Below are 18090 nucleotides of genomic sequence, written 5' to 3'. Positions count from 1 at the left end.
GACTGCACTTTCCTCGCCATTTTTTGCTGTAATCGCAGCCTGTCCTCTGGGGAGATGTGACCATGAAGCACGCATTCAAGATTTTGAGCCTGACCGCCGTACTGGCTGCCGCGCCGGCAGTGCATGCCGACACCTTGTTGATCGAGCGCGCACAGGAAAAGCCGGCCCAAGCCATTCCGGCCCGCGGCCAGAGCATGACCGAGGTGGAAGCCCGCTTCGGAGCACCCAGCGAACGCATGGAGCCGCGCGGCGGCCAGAAGCGCCAGTGGCCAACCATCAACCGCTGGGTCTACCCCGCGTTCACCGTGTACTTCGAGAAGCAGCGCGTAATCGACGTAGTGGCCCGCCAGGCCAGCCCGAATGAAGTCGGACCCAAGCCGCCGATCCGCTGAATCCTTTCCACGCAGCAGACCCTGACCTGCTGCTCCAACGCCCACCCGGGCCGAACGCATCCGAGAAGAATGAACGAAACGCTCCGCTTTCCAGCCGAATGGGAAACCCAGTCCGGCGTATTGATCGCCTGGCCGAATGCCGACACCGACTGGGCCGAGCGCCTGGCCGAGGTCGAGGAAACCTACATCGCACTGGTCAGCGCCATCACCCGCTACCAGCCGGTGCTGATCTGCGTGGCCGATGACGACATCGAGACCTATGCGGAAATGCGCCTGCGCTCGAACCGCGTGGACATGGATCGCGTGCAGTTCGTCACCGCGCCTTACGACGACACCTGGCTGCGCGATTCCGGCCCAATCGCCCTCAAGCGCGCCGACGGCAGCTTCCAGCTGCTGGATTTCCGCTTCACCGGCTGGGGCGGCAAGTTCGAAGCCAGCCTCGATGACCAGTTGGTCAGCGTGCTCGATCAAGCGCAGGTGTTCAACAACGCGCAGGTACGCAGCATTCCGTTCGCATTGGAAGGCGGCGCCATCGATACCGACGGCGCCGGCACCTTGCTGACCACCTGGAAATGCCTGCACGAACGTCACCCCGACCGCGACCGCGAATCCCTCAGCGCCGACATGGCCAGCTGGATGCAGCAGGACCGCGTACTGTGGCTGGATCACGGCTATCTGGAAGGCGACGACACCGACGCCCACATCGATACCCTCGCCCGCTTCGCCTCGGTCGACAGCATCGTTTACCAGAACTGCGACGACCCGCAGGACTCGCATTACGCCGAGCTGCAGGCCATGGGTGCCGAACTGGCCGCCCTGCGCACCAGCGAAGGCAAGCCCTACCGCCTGTTCCCGCTGCCCTGGGCCGAACCGGTTCTGGATGAAGGCCGCCGCCTGGCAGCCTCGTACGCCAATTTCCTGATCATCAATGGCGCGGTGCTGATGCCGGCCTATGGCGATGCCGCCGATGATGCAGCGCGTGACGTACTGGCCCAGGCCTTCCCGGACCGCGAGATCGTGCAGGTTCCCTGCCGCTCGCTGATCTGGCAGAACGGCAGCCTGCACTGCATCACCATGCAGCTGCCAGCCGGCCTGCTGAAAAACTAATCGCCGCACCTGTAGTGCCGAGCCATGCTCGGCAGAGGCTTCACAAGCGAAAGCCGCCCTCACCCCACCCCCTCTCCCGTAAACGGGAGAGGGGCGCAAGCGTGGTGCCGAGCCACGCTCGGCGGCCTTTCGCCCAAGGCCGTGCAATCCGGATCAGCTACGTACATGTTCAGCCGAGCATGGCTCGGCTCTACCTGAGAAGCGCAAGCAACCGCATGCGCGCCGCAGCCCCATCCGTTCAGCCCAGACCGCATTGCCAGCCCGCATCCGCGTTAACATGCGCGTTTTCCCCCGCAGGATCGCAGCATGAACTCGCGCAGCCCTCTTACCGTTGCCCTGGTGCAGGAACGAAACCACGGTGATGCCGCCGCCAACCTGGCCGTGATCGACGCACGCGTAGCCGAGGCTGCCGCGCAGGGCGCGAAACTGGTGCTGCTGCAGGAACTGCATAACGGCGCGTACTTCTGCCAGCACGAATCGGTGGACGAATTCGACCTGGCCGAGCCGATCCCCGGTCCCAGCACCGAACATCTGGGCGCGCTGGCCAGGAAGCATGGCGTAGTCATCGTCGGCTCACTGTTCGAGCGACGCGCCGCTGGCCTGTACCACAACACCGCCGTGGTCTTCGAAAAAGACGGCACCTTGCTGGGCAAATACCGCAAGATGCACATCCCCGACGACCCGGGCTTCTACGAGAAGTTCTACTTCACCCCGGGCGACATAGGCTTCAAGCCGATCGACACCTCGGTCGGTCGCCTCGGCGTGCTGGTCTGTTGGGACCAGTGGTATCCGGAAGCCGCCCGCCTGATGGCGCTGGCTGGTGCAGAACTGCTGCTCTACCCGACCGCGATCGGCTGGGACCCGGACGATGTGCAGGACGAGAAGAACCGCCAGCGCGATGCATGGGTGCTGAGCCACCGCGGCCACGCCGTCGCCAACGGCGTGCCGGTACTGAGCTGCAATCGCGTCGGCCACGAAGCCTCGCCACTTGGCGCGTCCGGCATCAACTTCTGGGGCAACAGCCACGTGCTGGGCCCGCAGGGCGAATTCATTGCCGAAGCCGGCACCGACGCAACCCTGCTGGTCTGCGACGTCGACCTGCAGCGCAGCGAGCACGTGCGCCGCATCTGGCCGTTCCTGCGTGACCGTCGCATTGATGCCTACGGCGACCTGCTCAAACGCTACATCGACTGACCGGATCTGACATGACCCTGCAGCTGCGCACCGCAACACCCGCTGACATCCCGGCCATCACCGCGATCTACGCGGTAGAGGTGCGCGAGCTGGTCAACACCTACGAGTACGAAGTTCCCGCCGCGTCCGAAATGGCGCAGCGCATGCAGGACATCACCGCACGCGGCTTCCCCTATCTCGTCGCCACCATCGACGACGAGGTAGCCGGTTACGCCTATGCCAACAGCTACCGCGCCCGTATCGCCTACCAATGGACCGTGGAGAACTCGGTCTATGTCGATGCCCGCTTCCAGGGCCAAGGCGTTGGCAAGGCCTTGATGCAGGCCCTGATCGACGAATGCACCGCGCGCGGTTACCGGCAGATGATCGCGGTGATCGGCGAACCGACCAATACCGCATCGATCAAGCTGCACGAACGTTTCGGCTTTGAGCTGGTCGGCGTGTTCCGCGGCCTCGGCCGCAAACATGGCCGCTGGCTGGACACCGTGCAGATGCAACGCGCACTCGGCGACGGTGCCGACAGCGCCCCCTCCAATGAATGAAGCAATGACTGACACCTCTATTGAGACCGGTGGCGAAGTGCTCGCCGGCCAGCCCGTGCGCGTGGTTGAACGCGACGGCGTGCGTTACACCTTGCTGGGTACCGCCCACGTATCCGCCGCCAGCGTACAAGCTGTCGAGCAGGCAATCGCCAGCGGTCAGTACGACGCAGTCGCGGTCGAACTTGATCCGCAACGCCTGCAGGCATTGACCAATCCGAACGCCTTGGCGCAGCTCGATCTGGTCGAGGTGATCCGCAAGGGCCGCGTGGCGCTGTTTGCCGCCAACCTCGCGCTGGCTGCGTACCAGCGCCGGCTCGCCGAGCAGTTGGGCATCGAGCCCGGTGCCGAACTGAAGCGCGCAGTGGAACTGGCCAAGGCCAACGATCTGCCGGTGCACCTGATCGACCGCGATGTCGGCCTCACCTTCCGCCGCGCCTCGCAGAGCCTGGGTTTCTTCGGCAAGATCAAGCTGGTGATGGGACTGGGTGCTGGCCTGTTCTCCTCGGAAGACGTCGGCGAAGACGAGATCGAGAAACTCAAGCAAGGCGACATGCTGGAGTCGAGCTTCGGCGAATTCGCCAACGAAAGCCCGGCGCTGTATCAGGCCATCATCGGCGAGCGTGACCGCTACATGGCCACGCGCCTGCGCGAAGAGCACAACAGCGAGCAGCGCAATGTGCTGGCGGTGGTTGGCGCGGGTCACCTTGCCGGCCTGGCCCGCTATCTGGAAACCGATACCGATGCCCCCGGCCCGCTGCGCGAGCAGCTGGAATCGGTGCCGAAGAAGCGCAACATCCCATGGATCACGCTGGGCATTCTGGCCATCGTGCTGGGTGGTATCGGGTTTGGCTTCTGGAAGGGCGGCATGGGCATGGGTGCCGACATGCTGTTGACCTGGGCGATGTTTACCGGCGGTCTGGCTGGTCTTGGTGCACTGCTTGCCGCCAGCCATCCGTTGAGCATCCTGACCGCGATCGTGGTTGCGCCATTCAAGCCTTTCCGATTGAGCATTCCTACCGGTGCGTTTTCGGCGCTGGTGGAGACGCGGCTGCGCAAGCCGACATATCAGGACTTCCTGCAACTGCGTGATGATGCGCAAAGCGCCAAGGGCTGGTACAGGAACCGCGTCACCCGCATTGTGCTGACTTTCATGTTGACCAATTTGGGCAGCATGCTGGGGCTGTGGCTGACCGGTTTCAGTGTTTATGGGAAGTTGGCTGGGTGAAGCCTTGGGGCTTTAGAGCGTTGGAAGCTTAAAAGCGCCCTTACCCCTACCCTCGCTCCGCGCCCCGGCCCTTGCGCTGACGCAAGGGCGTTCGATGGGCAGCGAACCGTTGGTTCGCAAACTGCCCCTCTCACCCCATAAACGGGAGAGGGGATTGGCTCTCATGCATGGGCATTTGCTGCTGGCTCATCGGCGCCGGCAGCAGAAGCCAGATCGCCTGCTTTGGCTTTGGCTTTGGCTTTGGCTTTGGCTTTGGCTCTGGCTCTGGCTTTGGCTCTGGCTTTCGCTTCGGCTGTCCCCTCTCCCGCTTGCGGGAGAGGGGTAGGAGTGAGGGGAGCTTTTGCTTCTGACGTTGCTGTCGCATTCGCTTTTCGCAAACTCAGCAACTACGGCCAGCCTCCAGCCTATCAGCCCTCTACAACAACCGCTTGCTCCACCGGCGGCAAGCCGCGCGCACGCCGCACCAACCGCGCCGTGCCGGTACGAAGATCATCCAGCAACGCATAGATGGTCGGCAGGAACAGCAGGCTGACCACCGTCGAGAACGCCAGACCACCAGCAATCGCACGCGCCATCGGGTAATACGGCGGCATGCCATCGGCCGTGGTCGTGTTCAAGGCAATCGGCACCATCGCCAGGATCGCCGTGCCCATCGTCATCATGATCGGGCGCAGACGCTCACGGCTGCCTTCGATCAAGGCCTCGGTGCGCGACGTCCCCCGCCGACGCAGGTTGTTGATGTGCTCGATCATCACGATGCCGTTGTTCACCACCACGCCCATCAGCACCAGGATGCCGATCACCGCCATGATGTTCATCTCGGTACCGGTCAGCCAGAACAACCAGTACACGCCATAGATCGAGAACAGCACGCAGGACATGATCGCAGCCGGGAACAACAGCGACTCGAACACCGCCGCCATGATCACCACCATCAGGATCAGGGCGATGAAGATCGCACTCACCATCTGGTCCATGCCGTCGAAGTTGATGTTGAAGCCGGCACCATTGAACGTATAGCCATAGCCTGGCGGGAACTGCACGCGGTCCAGGGTCTCCTCGACCGACTTGCGCGCCTGGTCCATCGGCACGTCCTTGGCCAGGCCGGCTTCGATGCGCAGCATGGTCTGCCGGTTCAAGCGCTGGATGGAGTTGGCCGCCGGATTGACGTTGACATCCACCATCGCCAGCAACGGAATCTCCTTGCCACTGGAGCTGCGCACCATGAACGACGACAGGTCTTCGATGCCATAGCTCTCGGAGCCAGAGAAGCGCACGTTGACCGGAATCTCAACATCATCCCGGTGGAAGTCGCGCAGCGATGAGCCACGCAGCGCCATGCCTACGAACTGCGCCACCTGCTGGGCACTGAAGCCATACGACGCTGCACGTTCGCGGTTGACCCGCACCGCCAGCTCGGCATTGGCATCGCCCACATCCACACGCACGTCGCGCAATTTGGGGTTGCGCGCCAGGATCGGCACGATGTCGTCGGCCAGCTCGCGCAAGGTCTGGCTCGAATCACCAACCAAGCTGAAACGCAGCCCGCCACCGTCGCTACCCATGCCGCCCGGCCAGCCGATACCGATCTTGGCACGCGCCGACTGCGGCAATCCCTTGCGCACTTCCTCCTCGATCTTCTTGCTCTGCTCGCGGTCGTCGATGCTCAGGTACAGGCGCGTCTGCGCCCAGCCCTGTTCGGCAAAACGGCTGTAGACGCGCTTGATCTTGAACTCGTCGCGGTTGGCGTTGACGAAGTCCTCGACCCGCTGCACTTCCTTGCCCATTTCCTCCTTGGAATAGGAGCCCTTCCATTGGTAGAAGATGTTGATCTCATCCGGATCATTGTCATCGCCACCACCACTGGTATGGGTCATCGGCCACACGCTGAGCACCGACACCAGCACGATACCGGCCACGCTCCAGCCACGGTTCTGCAGGGTCCAGCGCAGCATCCGCGCATAGCGTTCCTGCAAGCGGCTGATGAATGGCGACTTCAATGCCGGCGGCGTCTTCATCCGCGCCGACAGCATCGGGATCAGGCTCACCGCCACCAGCCACGAGGCCAGCAACGAGAAGGAGATGGTCAGCGCCAACTGGGTCAGGTAGATGGTGATGATGTTCTTCTCGCCGAACATCATCGGCAGGAACACCACGCAGTGGCACAAGGTACCGGCCGACAGCGCGATCGCCACATGACGGGTACCGATGATGGATGCCATCTCCGGTTTGCCGGGGTATTTCTCGCGCTCCTGATAGATGCTCTCCACCACCACCACGGCGTTGTCGACCAGCATGCCGACCGCCAGCAACAAGCCCATCATCGAGATGATGTTCAGGCTGATACCGGTGAAGTACATGAAGCCCAGGGTCATGATGAAACAGATCGGTATCGCCATCGACACCATCAGCGTTGATGGCCAATGGCGCAGGAAGGCGTACAGCACGATCACCGACAGCAACAAACCGATCGCACCAGCCTCGGCCAGCGCAAGCAGCGAACTGGTGACGGCCTTGCCTGAATCCCAGGCAATCTCGATGTCGACACCGCGCAGGGCCGGATCCTCGCCCAACAGCGCGACCTCCTTGGTCACAGCGCGCGACAGGTCCACCAGGTTCGCCGAGCGCTCCTTGTAGATGTCCACGCCCACGCTGGGCTTGCCTTCCATGCGCCGCACATAGCTCATGCGCTGCGGTTGCAGGCTGACCTCAGCGATGTCCGACAGGCGGGTACCACGATTGTTGACCGGCAGGTCGCGCAGCTCCTGCACTTCCAGCAGCTCACCCTTGGGCTGCACGCGCAGGCGGCGGCCGTCCTCGGTGATCTGCCCGGCCGATACCGCGAAGTTGGCCGCCTGCAGCTTCTGCACCAGATCATTCAGGGCAACGCCGTGCGCGCTGATGCGGTCCTTGTCCAGCGCGATCAGCACTTCCTGCTTGGCAACGCCTTCCACTTCAACACGGGCCACGCCGGGCAGACGCTCCAGGCGTTGCTTGATGGCACGCTCGATCATGTCGGCGCGCGCAGTCAGGTCCTCGGCACTGTTCAGGCGCAGGCTGATCGCTTCCTGGTCGCTGGTGCTCCAGCGCTGCACGTAATAACGGCGGAAGTCGTCCGGCAACTCGTCGCGTACCGCATCAATGCGCTCGCGCGCTTCGGAAGCGGCCATGGCGATGTCGCGGTTCCAGTCGCTGAATTCGACCTGGATCTGGCCGCCTTCGGCGTTGGCACGCGAGTTCATCGTCTTGATGCCGGGCATCGTGGCGATGGCCTCTTCAACCGGCCGCAGCAGGTTGCGCTCCACTTCTTCCGGGGTCGACCCCGGATACGGCAGTGCGATGAAGAAGAACGGGATCGATGCTTCCGGCTCCGACTCCAGCGGCAGCTTGAACGCAGCAATCAGGCCGATCACCACCATCGACACGAACAACATGATGGTGGTGACAGGGCGGCGGATGGACAGCTCGGTGATATTCATCCGCTCAGTCCTTGATGCCGCCAATGGGGTCCTGCTCGTGGCTCAGCACCTGCTCGGCCTGGGCCATCGCCTGGCGTGCGCGACGGCCGCGTTCGGCGTAGTACTCGTCCGGCTTGCGGTCCAGCAGGTCGTACACCACCGGGATCACCAACAGGGTCAGCAGGGTCGAGACCAGCAGGCCACCGATCACCGTGATCGCCATCGGCGAGCGCACTTCGGCACCTTCACCGAAGGCCAGGGCCAGCGGCAGGAAGCCGAACACCGCGCACAGCGTGGTCATCATGATCGGCCGCAGACGCGAACGTGCGCCCTCAACCAGGGCCTCGCGCTTGGCCACGCCCTCCTCGCGCAGCTGGTTGACCTTGTCGATCAGGATGATGGCGTTCTTCACCACCAGACCGACCAATAGGATCAAGCCGATGAACACAACCACCGAGACCGGTGAGCGCGCCAGCAGCAGGGCTGCAACCGCGCCAACCAGCGCCAGCGGAATGGTGAACAGGATGACGAAGGGATGCAGCAGCGATTCGAACTGCGATGCCATCACCAGGTAAACGAGGAACACCGCCAGTGCAAAGGCGAACAGCAGCGAGCGGATCGACTCACCCAGTTCCTGGCCCTGGCCACCGATATGCATGCCGACGTCAGTGCCCAACGGATTCTTGGCAACCATGCTCTGCACTTCGGTGATGGCCTTGCCCAGATCGATATCGCGCAGGTTGGCCGAGACAATCGCCACGCGGCGCTGGTTGGCGCGGTGGATTTCGCTGGGGCCGGTGGTGGCGATGACGTCGGCCACCGAGCCCAGCTCGATCGCCTTGGCGCCGGTCGGGTTGACGATCAGACGGCGGATGTCGTTGACCGAGGAACGCTCCGACTCCTGCACGCGCACCAGCACGTCGATCTTGCGATCACGGAAGCTGTAGCGGGTGGCGACATTGCCCTTGACCTTGTTGACCACCGCATCGGCGATCTGCCGCGTGGTCAGGCCCAACGCCGCAGCACGGTCCTGGTCGAACACCACCTGGATTTCCGGGAAGCCCTGCTCCACCGTCGACTTGACGTCGGCGTAGTGCGGGTTCTCGCGCAGCATGCCGGCCAGGCGATTGCCGGCGACGCGGATGTCTTCGAGGTTATTGCCCTCGATTTCGATTTCCAGCGGCGGCGACAGCGCAAACAGTTCCGGGCGGGCGAAATCCACCTGCGCCGACGGCCAGGCCTTCATGGTTTCGCGCAGCTTTTCGGTCAGTGCCGGTTCCAGCTTGGTGTCGTTCATCACCACCGAAAGCTTGCCGATGTTCTCGCCGCTCTCGGTCGGGCTGGCATCCAGTCGCGTACCGGTGCCGGAGACGCCGTACAGCAGGCGCACGCCTTCTTCGCCAGCATGCTTGCGCTGCACTTCGCGCACCAGTGCATCGGTCTGCGCCAGCGGCGTGCCTGGCGGCAGCTTGGCGGTCATCTCGAAGCGGTCCTGGGCCAGCTGCGGCAGCAGGTCCACACCCAGCAACGGCAAGGCTGCCAAGGTCAGGCCAAAGGCCAGGGTTGCAAAACCCAGAATCGGCCACGGACGTTTCAATGCCGCCGGCAGCACGCGCAGGTAACCCGCCTCAGCGCGGCCATACGGCGCCATTGCCAGGTCACTGGCCTTGCGCATCACCGGGCCGACCACCGCAGCAATGCCACGGAAAATCCGCACCACGCTCCAGGCCAGGAAGTAAAAACCATATCGGAACATCGCACCGATACCACGGCCTGCGTAGGCAGCCGGCTTCTTCCAGCGGCTCTGGGGGCGCCACGGCTCACGCGGGTCCTCGGCCGGGAACTCCAACGGCGGGCGGCCCTTGAGTGCGCTCAGCATCGGGATCAGGGTCATCGACACCACCAGCGACACCGCGATGGCGATCGACACGGTCAAGGCCTGGTCACGGAACAACTGGCCGGCAATGCCTTCGACGAACACCAGCGGCAGGAACACCGCGATCGTGGTCAGGGTCGAAGCAACCACCGCCATGAACACTTCGCGGGTGCCCTTGATCGCCGCCTCCAGAATGCCCATGCCGCGCTCACGCGCCTTGGCAATCGATTCAAGCACCACGATCGAGTCATCCACCACCAGGCCGGTGGCAAGCGCCAGACCGCCGAGTGACATCACGTTCAAGCTCAGCCCGAGTTGGCCCATGAAGAAGAACGTGGCGATGATCGAGATCGGCAGCGACAGCGAGATCACGAAGGTGCTCCAGCCATCACGCAGGAACAGGAAGATGATCAGCACCGACAGCAAGCCGCCGATCACTGCATCGATCTTGACGTCCTTGATGGCATGGCGGATGAAGACCGACTGGTCCTCGACCGTGGTCATCTCGATGTCCTTGGGCATTTCCTTGCGGATCTGCTCCAACTTCGCTTCCAGCGCATCAGCAGTCGAAACGGTATTCGCGTCGCCCTCCTTGTAGACAGCGAGTTCAACCGCTTCATGGCCAGCAGCGCGGATCACTGCTTCGCGTTCCTTGTAGCCCTGGCGTACTTCCGCCACGTCCTTCAGGCGCACGCTGGGCGCGCTGCTGCTGCCGTCACTGCGCATCGCCGCGATCACATTGGGATCGCTACTACCGAGGATGGCGGACATGAGCTGACGATTCTCACCGGCCGAGCTGGCGGTGCTGGAGCCACTGGCCGTGGTCAGCAGCATCTCGCGCATCTGCTCGACCGTGGCGAACTGGTTGACGGTACGCACCAGGTAACGCTGCGAGCCTTCTTCCAGACGACCGCCGGACAGGTTGACGTTCTCCTGCTGCAGACGCTGGATCACCGTGTCCAACGACAGACCGAGAGCAGCCAACTTGCGCTGATCGATATCAACCTGGATCTCGTCTTCCAGACCACCGCCGACCTTGACCGCAGCCACACCGCTGACCGGCTCCAGCTTGCGCTTGAGGTCTTCATCGGCGTAACGACGCAGTTCCATCAGGCGGCGCACGGCATCGGCGTCGTTGCCGGCTTCCTGCTTGGACGACAGCGCCAGCCGCATGATCGGCTGAGTGGACGGATTGAAGCGCAACAGTACCGGCGGCTTGGCCTCCAGCGGCAGCTGCAGCGTTTCCATCTTGTCGCGCACGTCCAGCCCAGCCTGCTGCATGTCCGTGCCCCAGGCGAACTCCAGCACCACGTCGCTTTGCCCGGTGCGCGAGATCGACTTGAGCTTGCGCAGGCCCTTGACGATGCCCAGCGCTTCTTCGGCCGGCTGCGAAATCAGGGTTTCCACCTCGGCAGGCGCCGCACCTTCGTAATCGGTACGCACGGTCAGGGTGGGATAGCTCAGGTCCGGCAGCAGTTCGACCTTCAGGCTGGACAGTGAGATCAGGCCAAACAACACCAGGGTCAGCGTCATCATCGCGATGGTGACGCGGCGGCGGGTGGCGAACTCGATCAGATCGAAGCCACCGCCGGAAGCCGACGGTCCGTGGTCGCTCATTGCTTGGTCGCCTGTGCAGCTGCCGGCGCCTTGGCCGCCGCGGCGACCGCCTTCTCCTTGCCGATCACCTGCACCGCACTGCCTTCACGCAGTGCTGCCTTGCCGGCGATGACGACTTCATCACCCTGCTTCAGACCGTTGCGTACCTCGATGAAGCCTGCATCGTCGTAACCCAGGGCCAGCTCGGTGCGCACGGCCTTGCCGTCACGCACCACATAGACTGCAGGCTTGCCGCCGTCTTCCAACAGTGCGGTGCGCGGCACCACCAACGCATCGGCGCGCTGGTCGTAGTTGATGCTCAGGCGGCCGAACATACCGGCCTGCAATGCGTCTTCACCGGTGAACGTGGTCACCACGCGGAAGGTGCCGGTGCCGTTGTCGACCACCGGCGCAACGCGGTCCACCGTACCGGTGAACGGCTTGCCCGGCAGCGCGTCCACCTGCAGCGACACGGCCTGGCCCGGCTTGAGCTTGGCGATCTCGCGCTCGGGCACATTGAGGGTGGCTTCCAGCTGGGCACTGTCGACGATGCGGATGATCGGCGAATTGATCTGCACGAAGTTGCCCGGCTTGATCTCGCGCGAGGCGACCACTCCGCTGATCGGCGCGACCACCGTCGTGTAGGACAATTCCAGCGTCGCCATCCGGTACATCGCCCGCGCGTTCTCCAGGTCATAACGCAGCTGGTCCACATCGGCAGCACTGACCAGCTGCTGCTGCACCAGCTTCTCGGCGCGGTGATAGCTGTTCTCCAGCTTGCGCATCTGCGCCTCGCTTTGTGCCACGCTCAGGCGCGCACGATCCGGGTCCAGCCGAACCAGGGGCTGCCCGGCGCGCACCTGCTGGCCTTCCTCGACCAGCACCGCCAGCGCCACGCCGGAAGTCTTGGCGACCACCTGCGATTCAGCGCGCGGCTCCAGTGCGGCAGTACCGGTATAGCTGGCGGCAATGGCACGGCGCTCGGCCTTGGCCACTTCCACCGGTACGGCGTCACTGGCCTTCTGTTCATCCGGCGTCTTGGCCTTGGCTTCCTCACCACCGGCCTTGCAACCGCCGAGCAACAGGGAAGTGGTGATCAGGAGTGCAGCAGCGCAGCTTCCGGTGCGGGCGTGCAGAGTGAAAAGTCGCGACATCGTCTTGTCCCTGGGGATGCGTAGGCAGGTGTTGTAGCAAAGTATTGCACCACCCCACGCCTACACCATGCCCCGAAAGTCATGGGTACCTGCACCTTTGCTTCTGCCTACCGCATTGCAGCATCCAAGTGCCTGTTCCGAACGGGTAAATACGCGGGCTATACTCGGCCCGTTCCGTATCCCACGGCGGAACCCCAGACCCGCTCACCGGATAAGGAAACCATGCGCTCGCAGCCGCTCGCCGCTTGTTTCGCTCTGGCTTTTGCCCTGACCCTCGGGGCCGCCCAAGCTGATCCGCAGTCTGCTACACCCGCCGTCGCCCCCGCCGCTGCTGCCCCCGCCGCCACACCGGCACCAGCCAGCACGGGCAATGCCGCCACTGGCCGAACCCTGGCCTATACCTGCCAGGGCTGCCACGGCATCACCGGCTACAAGAACGCCTACCCCAGCTACCGCGTACCGAAGATCGGCGGGCAGTCGCCGCAATACCTGACCCAGGCGCTTACCGAATACCGCGAAGGCAAGCGCAAGCATCCGACGATGCAGGCGCAATCGATGAGTTTCAGCCCGCAGGACATTGCTGATCTCTCCGCCTACCTGTCCACCCTCAAATAAGCGCCGACCATGACGAAAGCCACGCACGCACTGCGTTTGTCCATCGCCCTGTTCGCCGCCATGGGTCTGGCTGCCTGTACGCAGTCGGAGGTCGAGTCCAGCAGCAAATCCGCGGCCGATCCCGGCCATGCCAGCGGTGAACACGGCTCCAGCTCCTCCGCTGGCCTGCCCACCGGCCGCATCGCCGCCGGTGAGCACCTGGCAGCAGCAAAGGGCAAGGCCACCGGGCAGAGCTGCATCGACTGCCACGGCGCCGACGGCAACAACCCCATCGACCCAACCTATCCCAAGCTCGGCGGCCAATACGGTGACTACCTCGCCCACGCACTGCAGGCCTACCGTGCCAGCACCCGCGACCACATGCTGATGACGCCGCAGGCACAGAAGCTCAGCGACCAGGACATCGCCGATCTGGCTGCCTACTTCGGCTCGCGCCCCAGCCAGTTGCGCGACCTGCACGGCGTGGATTGAGGGCAACCATCGAGGCACCGCACTGACACAACAAAGCCGCCCTCGGGCGGCTTTGTTGTAATTGACCCGCGCTCACGCGATGCGCCTGGCACTGGTTTTGTAGGAGCGGCGTAAGCCGCGAAGCTGGCATTGCCGAAACCGCAGGCAAATGCGCCATCTGATACGGTACGAGCTTCGCGGCTTACGCCGCTCCCACAAGAACCACCGGCACGCGGGAAGCCATCAACGACTGCCGTTGTCTTCCTGCAGCTCTTTCTTGAACGGGATATCCGGTGGCGGGCGCGCCTCTGCTGGCTGCTCCTGCATGTTCGGGTTGGTCAGGCCACAGCCACCACCGAACTGCAGCATCGAAACCACGCAGGAAATCTTGCTCTTCGAGCCCGGGATCGGAATCTCCACACTCTTGATGCCCTTGCGCACCCACTCAGCCAGCAGCGATTCGTTCGGCGCCCAGTACTTGTCGAACGAGGTTGGTGTGTAGTCGTAAGGCGGGCGCTTGAGCCAGGTGCCGGACTCGGCAATGCGCTCGCGGCTCCAGGTGTCGGCATCACCGCCCGGCGCACCGCGCTTGGCAGCGTCCTGACCCAGCCCCTCGTTGCCGCCCAGTTTTACGCTGCCATCGGCATTGAACAGCCCCGTACCTTTGTCAGCCTGACCGCCAGCGCTACCGGCAACCTGGCGTTGCGCTGCACCCCAATCATCGCCACGGTTAGGTGCCGCCCAACCGCCGCTGCGATCTTCCGGCTTCGGGCCTGCACCCGCACTGGTCCCAGCGCGCGGATTCGGATTGGCCACCGCTTGCCCACCAGCGCGCGACGGGCTGGCCGATGCACTGGCTGCCGCCGCACTGCTTGATGCCTGCGTCGCCGCAGCTGGAGACGTCGCCGCCTGTGCGGCGGGCTTGTCTGGAACACCGGGCACTGCACGCTCACGCACCGTCATCGTCGGCGTCTTCACTTCTACCTGGGCAGCGCGCGATGGCAGCGTGGCCATCGCCACCGATTCCTGCGTTGCGGTTTCGATCTGGCGCTCACGCACGCCAAGCACCGGCGTGCGGATCTGCACCTGTGTTTCACGCGCCTGTGGCTGGCTCACCGCTATCGGTTGCTGTGTGGCCACTTCGATCTGGCGTTCGCGCACCTGCACCTGGGTAGTACGCAGCTGTACCGAAACTTCGGCAGGCTTGCGCAACGCCTGAGTTGGCTGCGGACGATCAAGTGCCGTTTCGATGGTGCGCTCGCGCACTTGCGCTTGGCCGTTGCGCAACACAGGTGCCTTCACCGTGGCGGGAGGCACCACGAACTCACTGGTCGGCTGGCTTGTCTCCGTCACCTGCAGCGGTTGCTCGCTGGCGGTTGGCGGCTCCGGCACAGGTTTGGATGCATCAACCTGCATCGACTCGGGCTCGAATATTGGCTCGGCAGCAGCCGCCACATTGGCCTGCGATGCGCTCGCAGCCGGGACTTCAATCGATTCCTGAGCCGCAGGTACTGATGGCTCAGCAGACGCTGCGCCAGACTGCGCAGCTACGGCTGCCTGCACGCCCCCCGCTTCAGCTGCTTGCGGCGCACCACCGCCCTCCTCGTCCGGCGTACCGCGCCCGACATACTCCACCTGCACGCGCTCGCCTTCTTCGGCGTTCGGTTCGGGCACATTGCTGCGCACCAACGCCACCCACAGCAACAGCAGCGCGAACAACACATGCAGGCCGGCACTGAAGAAACCGGCAAACCAACGCAGGCCACGCTGATCGCGCGGCGGCGCTTCGCCTCCATTCCAGAACAGCAACACGATGTGTTGCCACAGCGGCAACCGTGCAGGTACACCCGCGCGAGGTCGCGGTGGCCGCGCCGCCATGGCTTCGGCGGCATCGGCATCGACAAAGGCGGAAAGCCCCTTGGAGACACGCGTGCGCAGCCAGTTGCTCCAGCTGTACGGCATGCCGGTGCGGCGATCGTGCAGGATGCTGGTCTGCCGGCGCGAGGCCAGCAGATTGATCAGCTCGGTAACCGATGTCACCGGCATGCGTGGCAGCGGCTCAGCCCGCGCCGTCGCGCGGAATATACGGGGCCTGACCGGTTTCGTGGTCGGTGGCATCACGCACGGCGGTGATGCCCGGCACCCGGCCCATCAAGGTCTTTTCGATCCCCTGCTTCAAGGTCACATCGGCCATGCCACAGCCGTGGCAGCCACCGCCGAAGCGCAGCAATACCACGCCGTCGGCGGACACTTCCTGCACCGCAACACGGCCGCCATGCGAAGCCAGCTGCGGATTGATTTCGTTTTCAATCACCCAACGCACACGCTCGACGATGGACGCTGCATCACCCGGGGCTTCGCCCTTGATCTTGGGTGCCTTGATGGTCAGCTGCTGGGTACCGGCAGCCTGGGTGACGATGTCGATCTCGGCGCCATCGAGCCACGCCACGCTGGTGGCGGCGACATACAAGGTGAAGCCATCGCAGTCCACGGCCCACTCATCACCGAGCAGGTCAGCCGGCTCGGCAAATTCAAGGCGCGCGTCTGCGCTCGGGGTTCCGGGGTCCATCGCGCTCAGGCGCACGCCCATCCCGGGCACGGCCTCGCGTTCGATCAACTTGCGGAAATGCGTTTGGGCGGTATCTGAGATCTGGATCATGCGGGTATTCTAGCCGTGTCTTGGTTGCCACCGATGGGACAGTGATTCCAAGGTCGGCACAGTTCAGTCACCTGTTATGGAGGTATGCATGGCCCCTGATCTCATCCCGCTGGCACAAGCGCACTGCAGCCCGCGCCGGGGCAGCGAATATCGCCTGAGCCAGGCCCGCGTTGCCGAGCTGCTGCCGCAGGTGCCGGGCTGGGAGCTGGCCGAGAATGGCCAGGCCCTGACCCGTACATTCCGCTTTGACAACTACCACGGCACCATGGCCTTCGTGAACGCCTTGGCCTGGGTTGCGCATCGCGAAGACCACCACCCCGACCTGGGCGTGCACTACGACCGTGCCGTTGTGCGCTTTTCCACCCACGATGTGGGCGGACTGAGCGAAAACGACTTCATCTGTGCCGCCAAGGCATCCGCACTAACGGAGCAATGACATGAACCTGCGTCTGCTGTTCGCTGCATTGGGCACCGTGGCCACATTGAGCGCCTGCAACTCCTCCAATCAACCGGACGCACCGGTCATCGCCCCGACCGAAGTGGCTGCCGTACAGACCCCGCCGCCGGACTACCCGGCCGAATTGGCCTGTACCGGCGTTGGCGGCAAGAGCGTACTTCGCGTGGTAGTTGGCCCGCAGGGCACGCCTACCGAGGTTTCGCTGGTCACCAGCAGCGGCAACAGCCAGCTGGACGACTCCGCCGCGCGCCGCGTGCGCGAATGGAAGTTCAACCCGGCCACCCGCAACGGCCAACCGGTACCCACCACCATCCAGGTACCGGTCAGCTTCAACCCGCCGGACCCGAAGCCAAATGAGTGCTTCGCCATTGAAGAGCGCGCGCGCCGCGGCGGCTGAGCCAACAACGGCCTGCGCGCATGCACGCGATCCCTGGTGACAACCTCTGGCTTGCGTTCAGCCTGACCCTCGCTGCCGGCCTGGCCACCGCCGTCGGCAGCCTGCTGGTCCTGTTTTCCAAACGCCCGAACCCGCGCCTGCTGGCGTTCGGGCTGGCCTTTGCCGGCGGCGCGATGGTCTACGTCTCGCTGTCGGAGATCCTGAACAAATCGATCAGCTCGTTCGCCCAGGCCTATGGCGACCGCCTCGGCTACACCTATGGCACCCTGTGGTTCCTCGGCGGCGTGCTGCTGGTGGTGTTGATCGACCACCTGGTGCCGAACCCGCACGACAGCCTGGACAAGCAGGACCCGGCCTTCCACGACCACAGCCACACGCAGATCCGCCGGGTCGGCCTGCTCAGCGCCATCGCCATCACCGCGCACAACTTCCCGGAAGGCCTCGCCACCTTCTTCGCCACCCTGGAAAGCCCCTCGGTCGGCCTGCCACTGGCCTTTGCCATCGCCATCCACAACATCCCCGAAGGCATCGCCATCGCCGTTCCGGTGTACCTGGCCACTGGGCGCAAGTCCTATGCTTTCGGCGCCAGCCTGCTGTCGGGCCTGGCCGAGCCGGTCGGCGCCGCCATCGGCTACTTCCTGCTGGCGGACGCCCTGTCCCCGGCCACCTTCGGCGCAGTGTTCGGGCTGATCGCCGGCATCATGGTATTTCTGGCGCTGGATGAACTGTTGCCGGCCGCCAAGCGCTACGCCCAGGGCCACGAGACCGTTTACGGGCTGGTGATCGGCATGGCGACCATCGCGGTGAGCCTGGTGCTGTTCAAGTGGTAGGAAGCCGGGGCCGGCGGGCAACCCAGCTGATTCCGAATTCGGCTTTTTGTAGGAGCGGGGGGGGGGGGGGCGGCCGCGCCCCGCCGGGGGTCGCGCGCGCGGTGGGGGGGGGGGGGCGGGGTGGGGGGGGGGGCGGGG

Annotated in this window: 15 protein-coding genes; 10 read left to right on the top strand and 5 right to left on the bottom strand. The window is 64.3% G+C overall.

All coding sequences use genetic code 11. The features are described from left to right. The first annotated feature begins 62 nt into the window (after positions 1–62). From ACVOL0_RS10125 to ACVOL0_RS10105, 5 genes are all read left to right on the top strand, one after another. The gene (locus ACVOL0_RS10125; RefSeq protein ID WP_481548978.1) at positions 63–392 is read left to right on the top strand and encodes a hypothetical protein; all 330 of its coding nucleotides are present in this window, start codon (positions 63–65) and stop codon (positions 390–392) included. A gap of 69 nt (positions 393–461) precedes the next feature. Then, positions 462–1499, top strand: a complete 1038-nt coding sequence (locus ACVOL0_RS10120) for an agmatine deiminase family protein (RefSeq protein ID WP_481548977.1) — start codon at positions 462–464, stop codon at positions 1497–1499. Between the two features lie 306 nt (positions 1500–1805). Further along, positions 1806–2693 carry a carbon-nitrogen hydrolase gene (locus ACVOL0_RS10115; protein ID WP_481548976.1) on the top strand — a complete coding sequence of 296 codons (888 nt, stop codon included), beginning with the start codon at positions 1806–1808 and terminating at the stop codon, positions 2691–2693. 11 nt (positions 2694–2704) lie between these two features. Continuing rightward, the gene (locus ACVOL0_RS10110) at positions 2705–3235 is read left to right on the top strand and encodes an N-acetyltransferase family protein (protein ID WP_481548975.1); all 531 of its coding nucleotides are present in this window, start codon (positions 2705–2707) and stop codon (positions 3233–3235) included. Beyond that, positions 3228–4460 carry a TraB/GumN family protein gene (locus tag ACVOL0_RS10105; protein ID WP_481548974.1) on the top strand — a complete coding sequence of 411 codons (1233 nt, stop codon included), beginning with the start codon at positions 3228–3230 and terminating at the stop codon, positions 4458–4460. Before ACVOL0_RS10110 ends, ACVOL0_RS10105 begins: the two co-directional genes overlap by 8 nt. Before the next feature lie 407 nt (positions 4461–4867). On the opposite strand, the gene ACVOL0_RS10100 is transcribed toward ACVOL0_RS10105, so the two are convergent. The 3 genes from ACVOL0_RS10100 to ACVOL0_RS10090 are packed head-to-tail and all read right to left on the bottom strand — an operon-like array spanning position 4868 to position 12544. Continuing rightward, positions 4868–7939 (bottom strand): efflux RND transporter permease subunit, encoded by a 3072-nt coding sequence (locus ACVOL0_RS10100; RefSeq protein ID WP_481548973.1) that lies wholly within the window; start codon positions 7937–7939, stop codon positions 4868–4870. Between the two features lie 4 nt (positions 7940–7943). Then, the gene (locus ACVOL0_RS10095; RefSeq protein WP_481548972.1) at positions 7944–11411 is read right to left on the bottom strand and encodes an efflux RND transporter permease subunit; all 3468 of its coding nucleotides are present in this window, start codon (positions 11409–11411) and stop codon (positions 7944–7946) included. Continuing rightward, positions 11408–12544, bottom strand: coding sequence for an efflux RND transporter periplasmic adaptor subunit (locus ACVOL0_RS10090; protein WP_481548971.1), 1137 nt, complete (start codon positions 12542–12544; stop codon positions 11408–11410). Before ACVOL0_RS10090 ends, ACVOL0_RS10095 begins: the two co-directional genes overlap by 4 nt. Positions 12545–12766: 222 nt before the next feature. Here ACVOL0_RS10090 and ACVOL0_RS10085 point away from each other — a divergent pair, with 222 nt between their 5' ends. Both ACVOL0_RS10085 and ACVOL0_RS10080 read left to right on the top strand, forming a co-directional pair. Continuing rightward, the gene (locus ACVOL0_RS10085) at positions 12767–13159 is read left to right on the top strand and encodes a c-type cytochrome (RefSeq protein ID WP_481548970.1); all 393 of its coding nucleotides are present in this window, start codon (positions 12767–12769) and stop codon (positions 13157–13159) included. A gap of 9 nt (positions 13160–13168) precedes the next feature. Next, complete coding sequence (locus tag ACVOL0_RS10080) at positions 13169–13630, top strand: c-type cytochrome (protein ID WP_481548969.1); 462 nt, start codon at positions 13169–13171, stop codon at positions 13628–13630. A gap of 222 nt (positions 13631–13852) precedes the next feature. On the opposite strand, the gene ACVOL0_RS10075 is transcribed toward ACVOL0_RS10080, so the two are convergent. Both ACVOL0_RS10075 and ACVOL0_RS10070 read right to left on the bottom strand, forming a co-directional pair. After that, positions 13853–15655 carry a hypothetical protein gene (locus tag ACVOL0_RS10075; RefSeq protein WP_481548968.1) on the bottom strand — a complete coding sequence of 601 codons (1803 nt, stop codon included), beginning with the start codon at positions 15653–15655 and terminating at the stop codon, positions 13853–13855. A gap of 13 nt (positions 15656–15668) precedes the next feature. Then, positions 15669–16268 (bottom strand): NfuA family Fe-S biogenesis protein, encoded by a 600-nt coding sequence (locus tag ACVOL0_RS10070; RefSeq protein WP_481548967.1) that lies wholly within the window; start codon positions 16266–16268, stop codon positions 15669–15671. A gap of 88 nt (positions 16269–16356) precedes the next feature. On the opposite strand from ACVOL0_RS10070, the gene ACVOL0_RS10065 reads away from it, so the two are divergent. The 3 genes from ACVOL0_RS10065 to zupT are packed head-to-tail and all read left to right on the top strand — an operon-like array spanning position 16357 to position 17952. Beyond that, entirely contained in the window at positions 16357–16704 is a 348-nt protein-coding gene (locus tag ACVOL0_RS10065; protein ID WP_481514891.1) for a 4a-hydroxytetrahydrobiopterin dehydratase, read from the top strand. Position 16705: 1 nt separating this feature from the next. Further along, a complete protein-coding gene (locus tag ACVOL0_RS10060) occupies positions 16706–17122 on the top strand; it encodes an energy transducer TonB (RefSeq protein WP_481548966.1) in 417 nt (138 codons plus the stop codon). A gap of 20 nt (positions 17123–17142) precedes the next feature. Continuing rightward, a complete protein-coding gene (gene zupT / locus ACVOL0_RS10055) occupies positions 17143–17952 on the top strand; it encodes a zinc transporter ZupT (RefSeq protein ID WP_481548965.1) in 810 nt (269 codons plus the stop codon). Positions 17953–18090: the final 138 nt, after the last annotated feature.

It is taken from the genome of Stenotrophomonas sp. STEN021, from assembly GCF_056760175.1.
The sequence above is the reverse complement of the archived record's forward strand: the minus strand, read 5'-3'. Positions and strand labels throughout refer to the sequence as shown.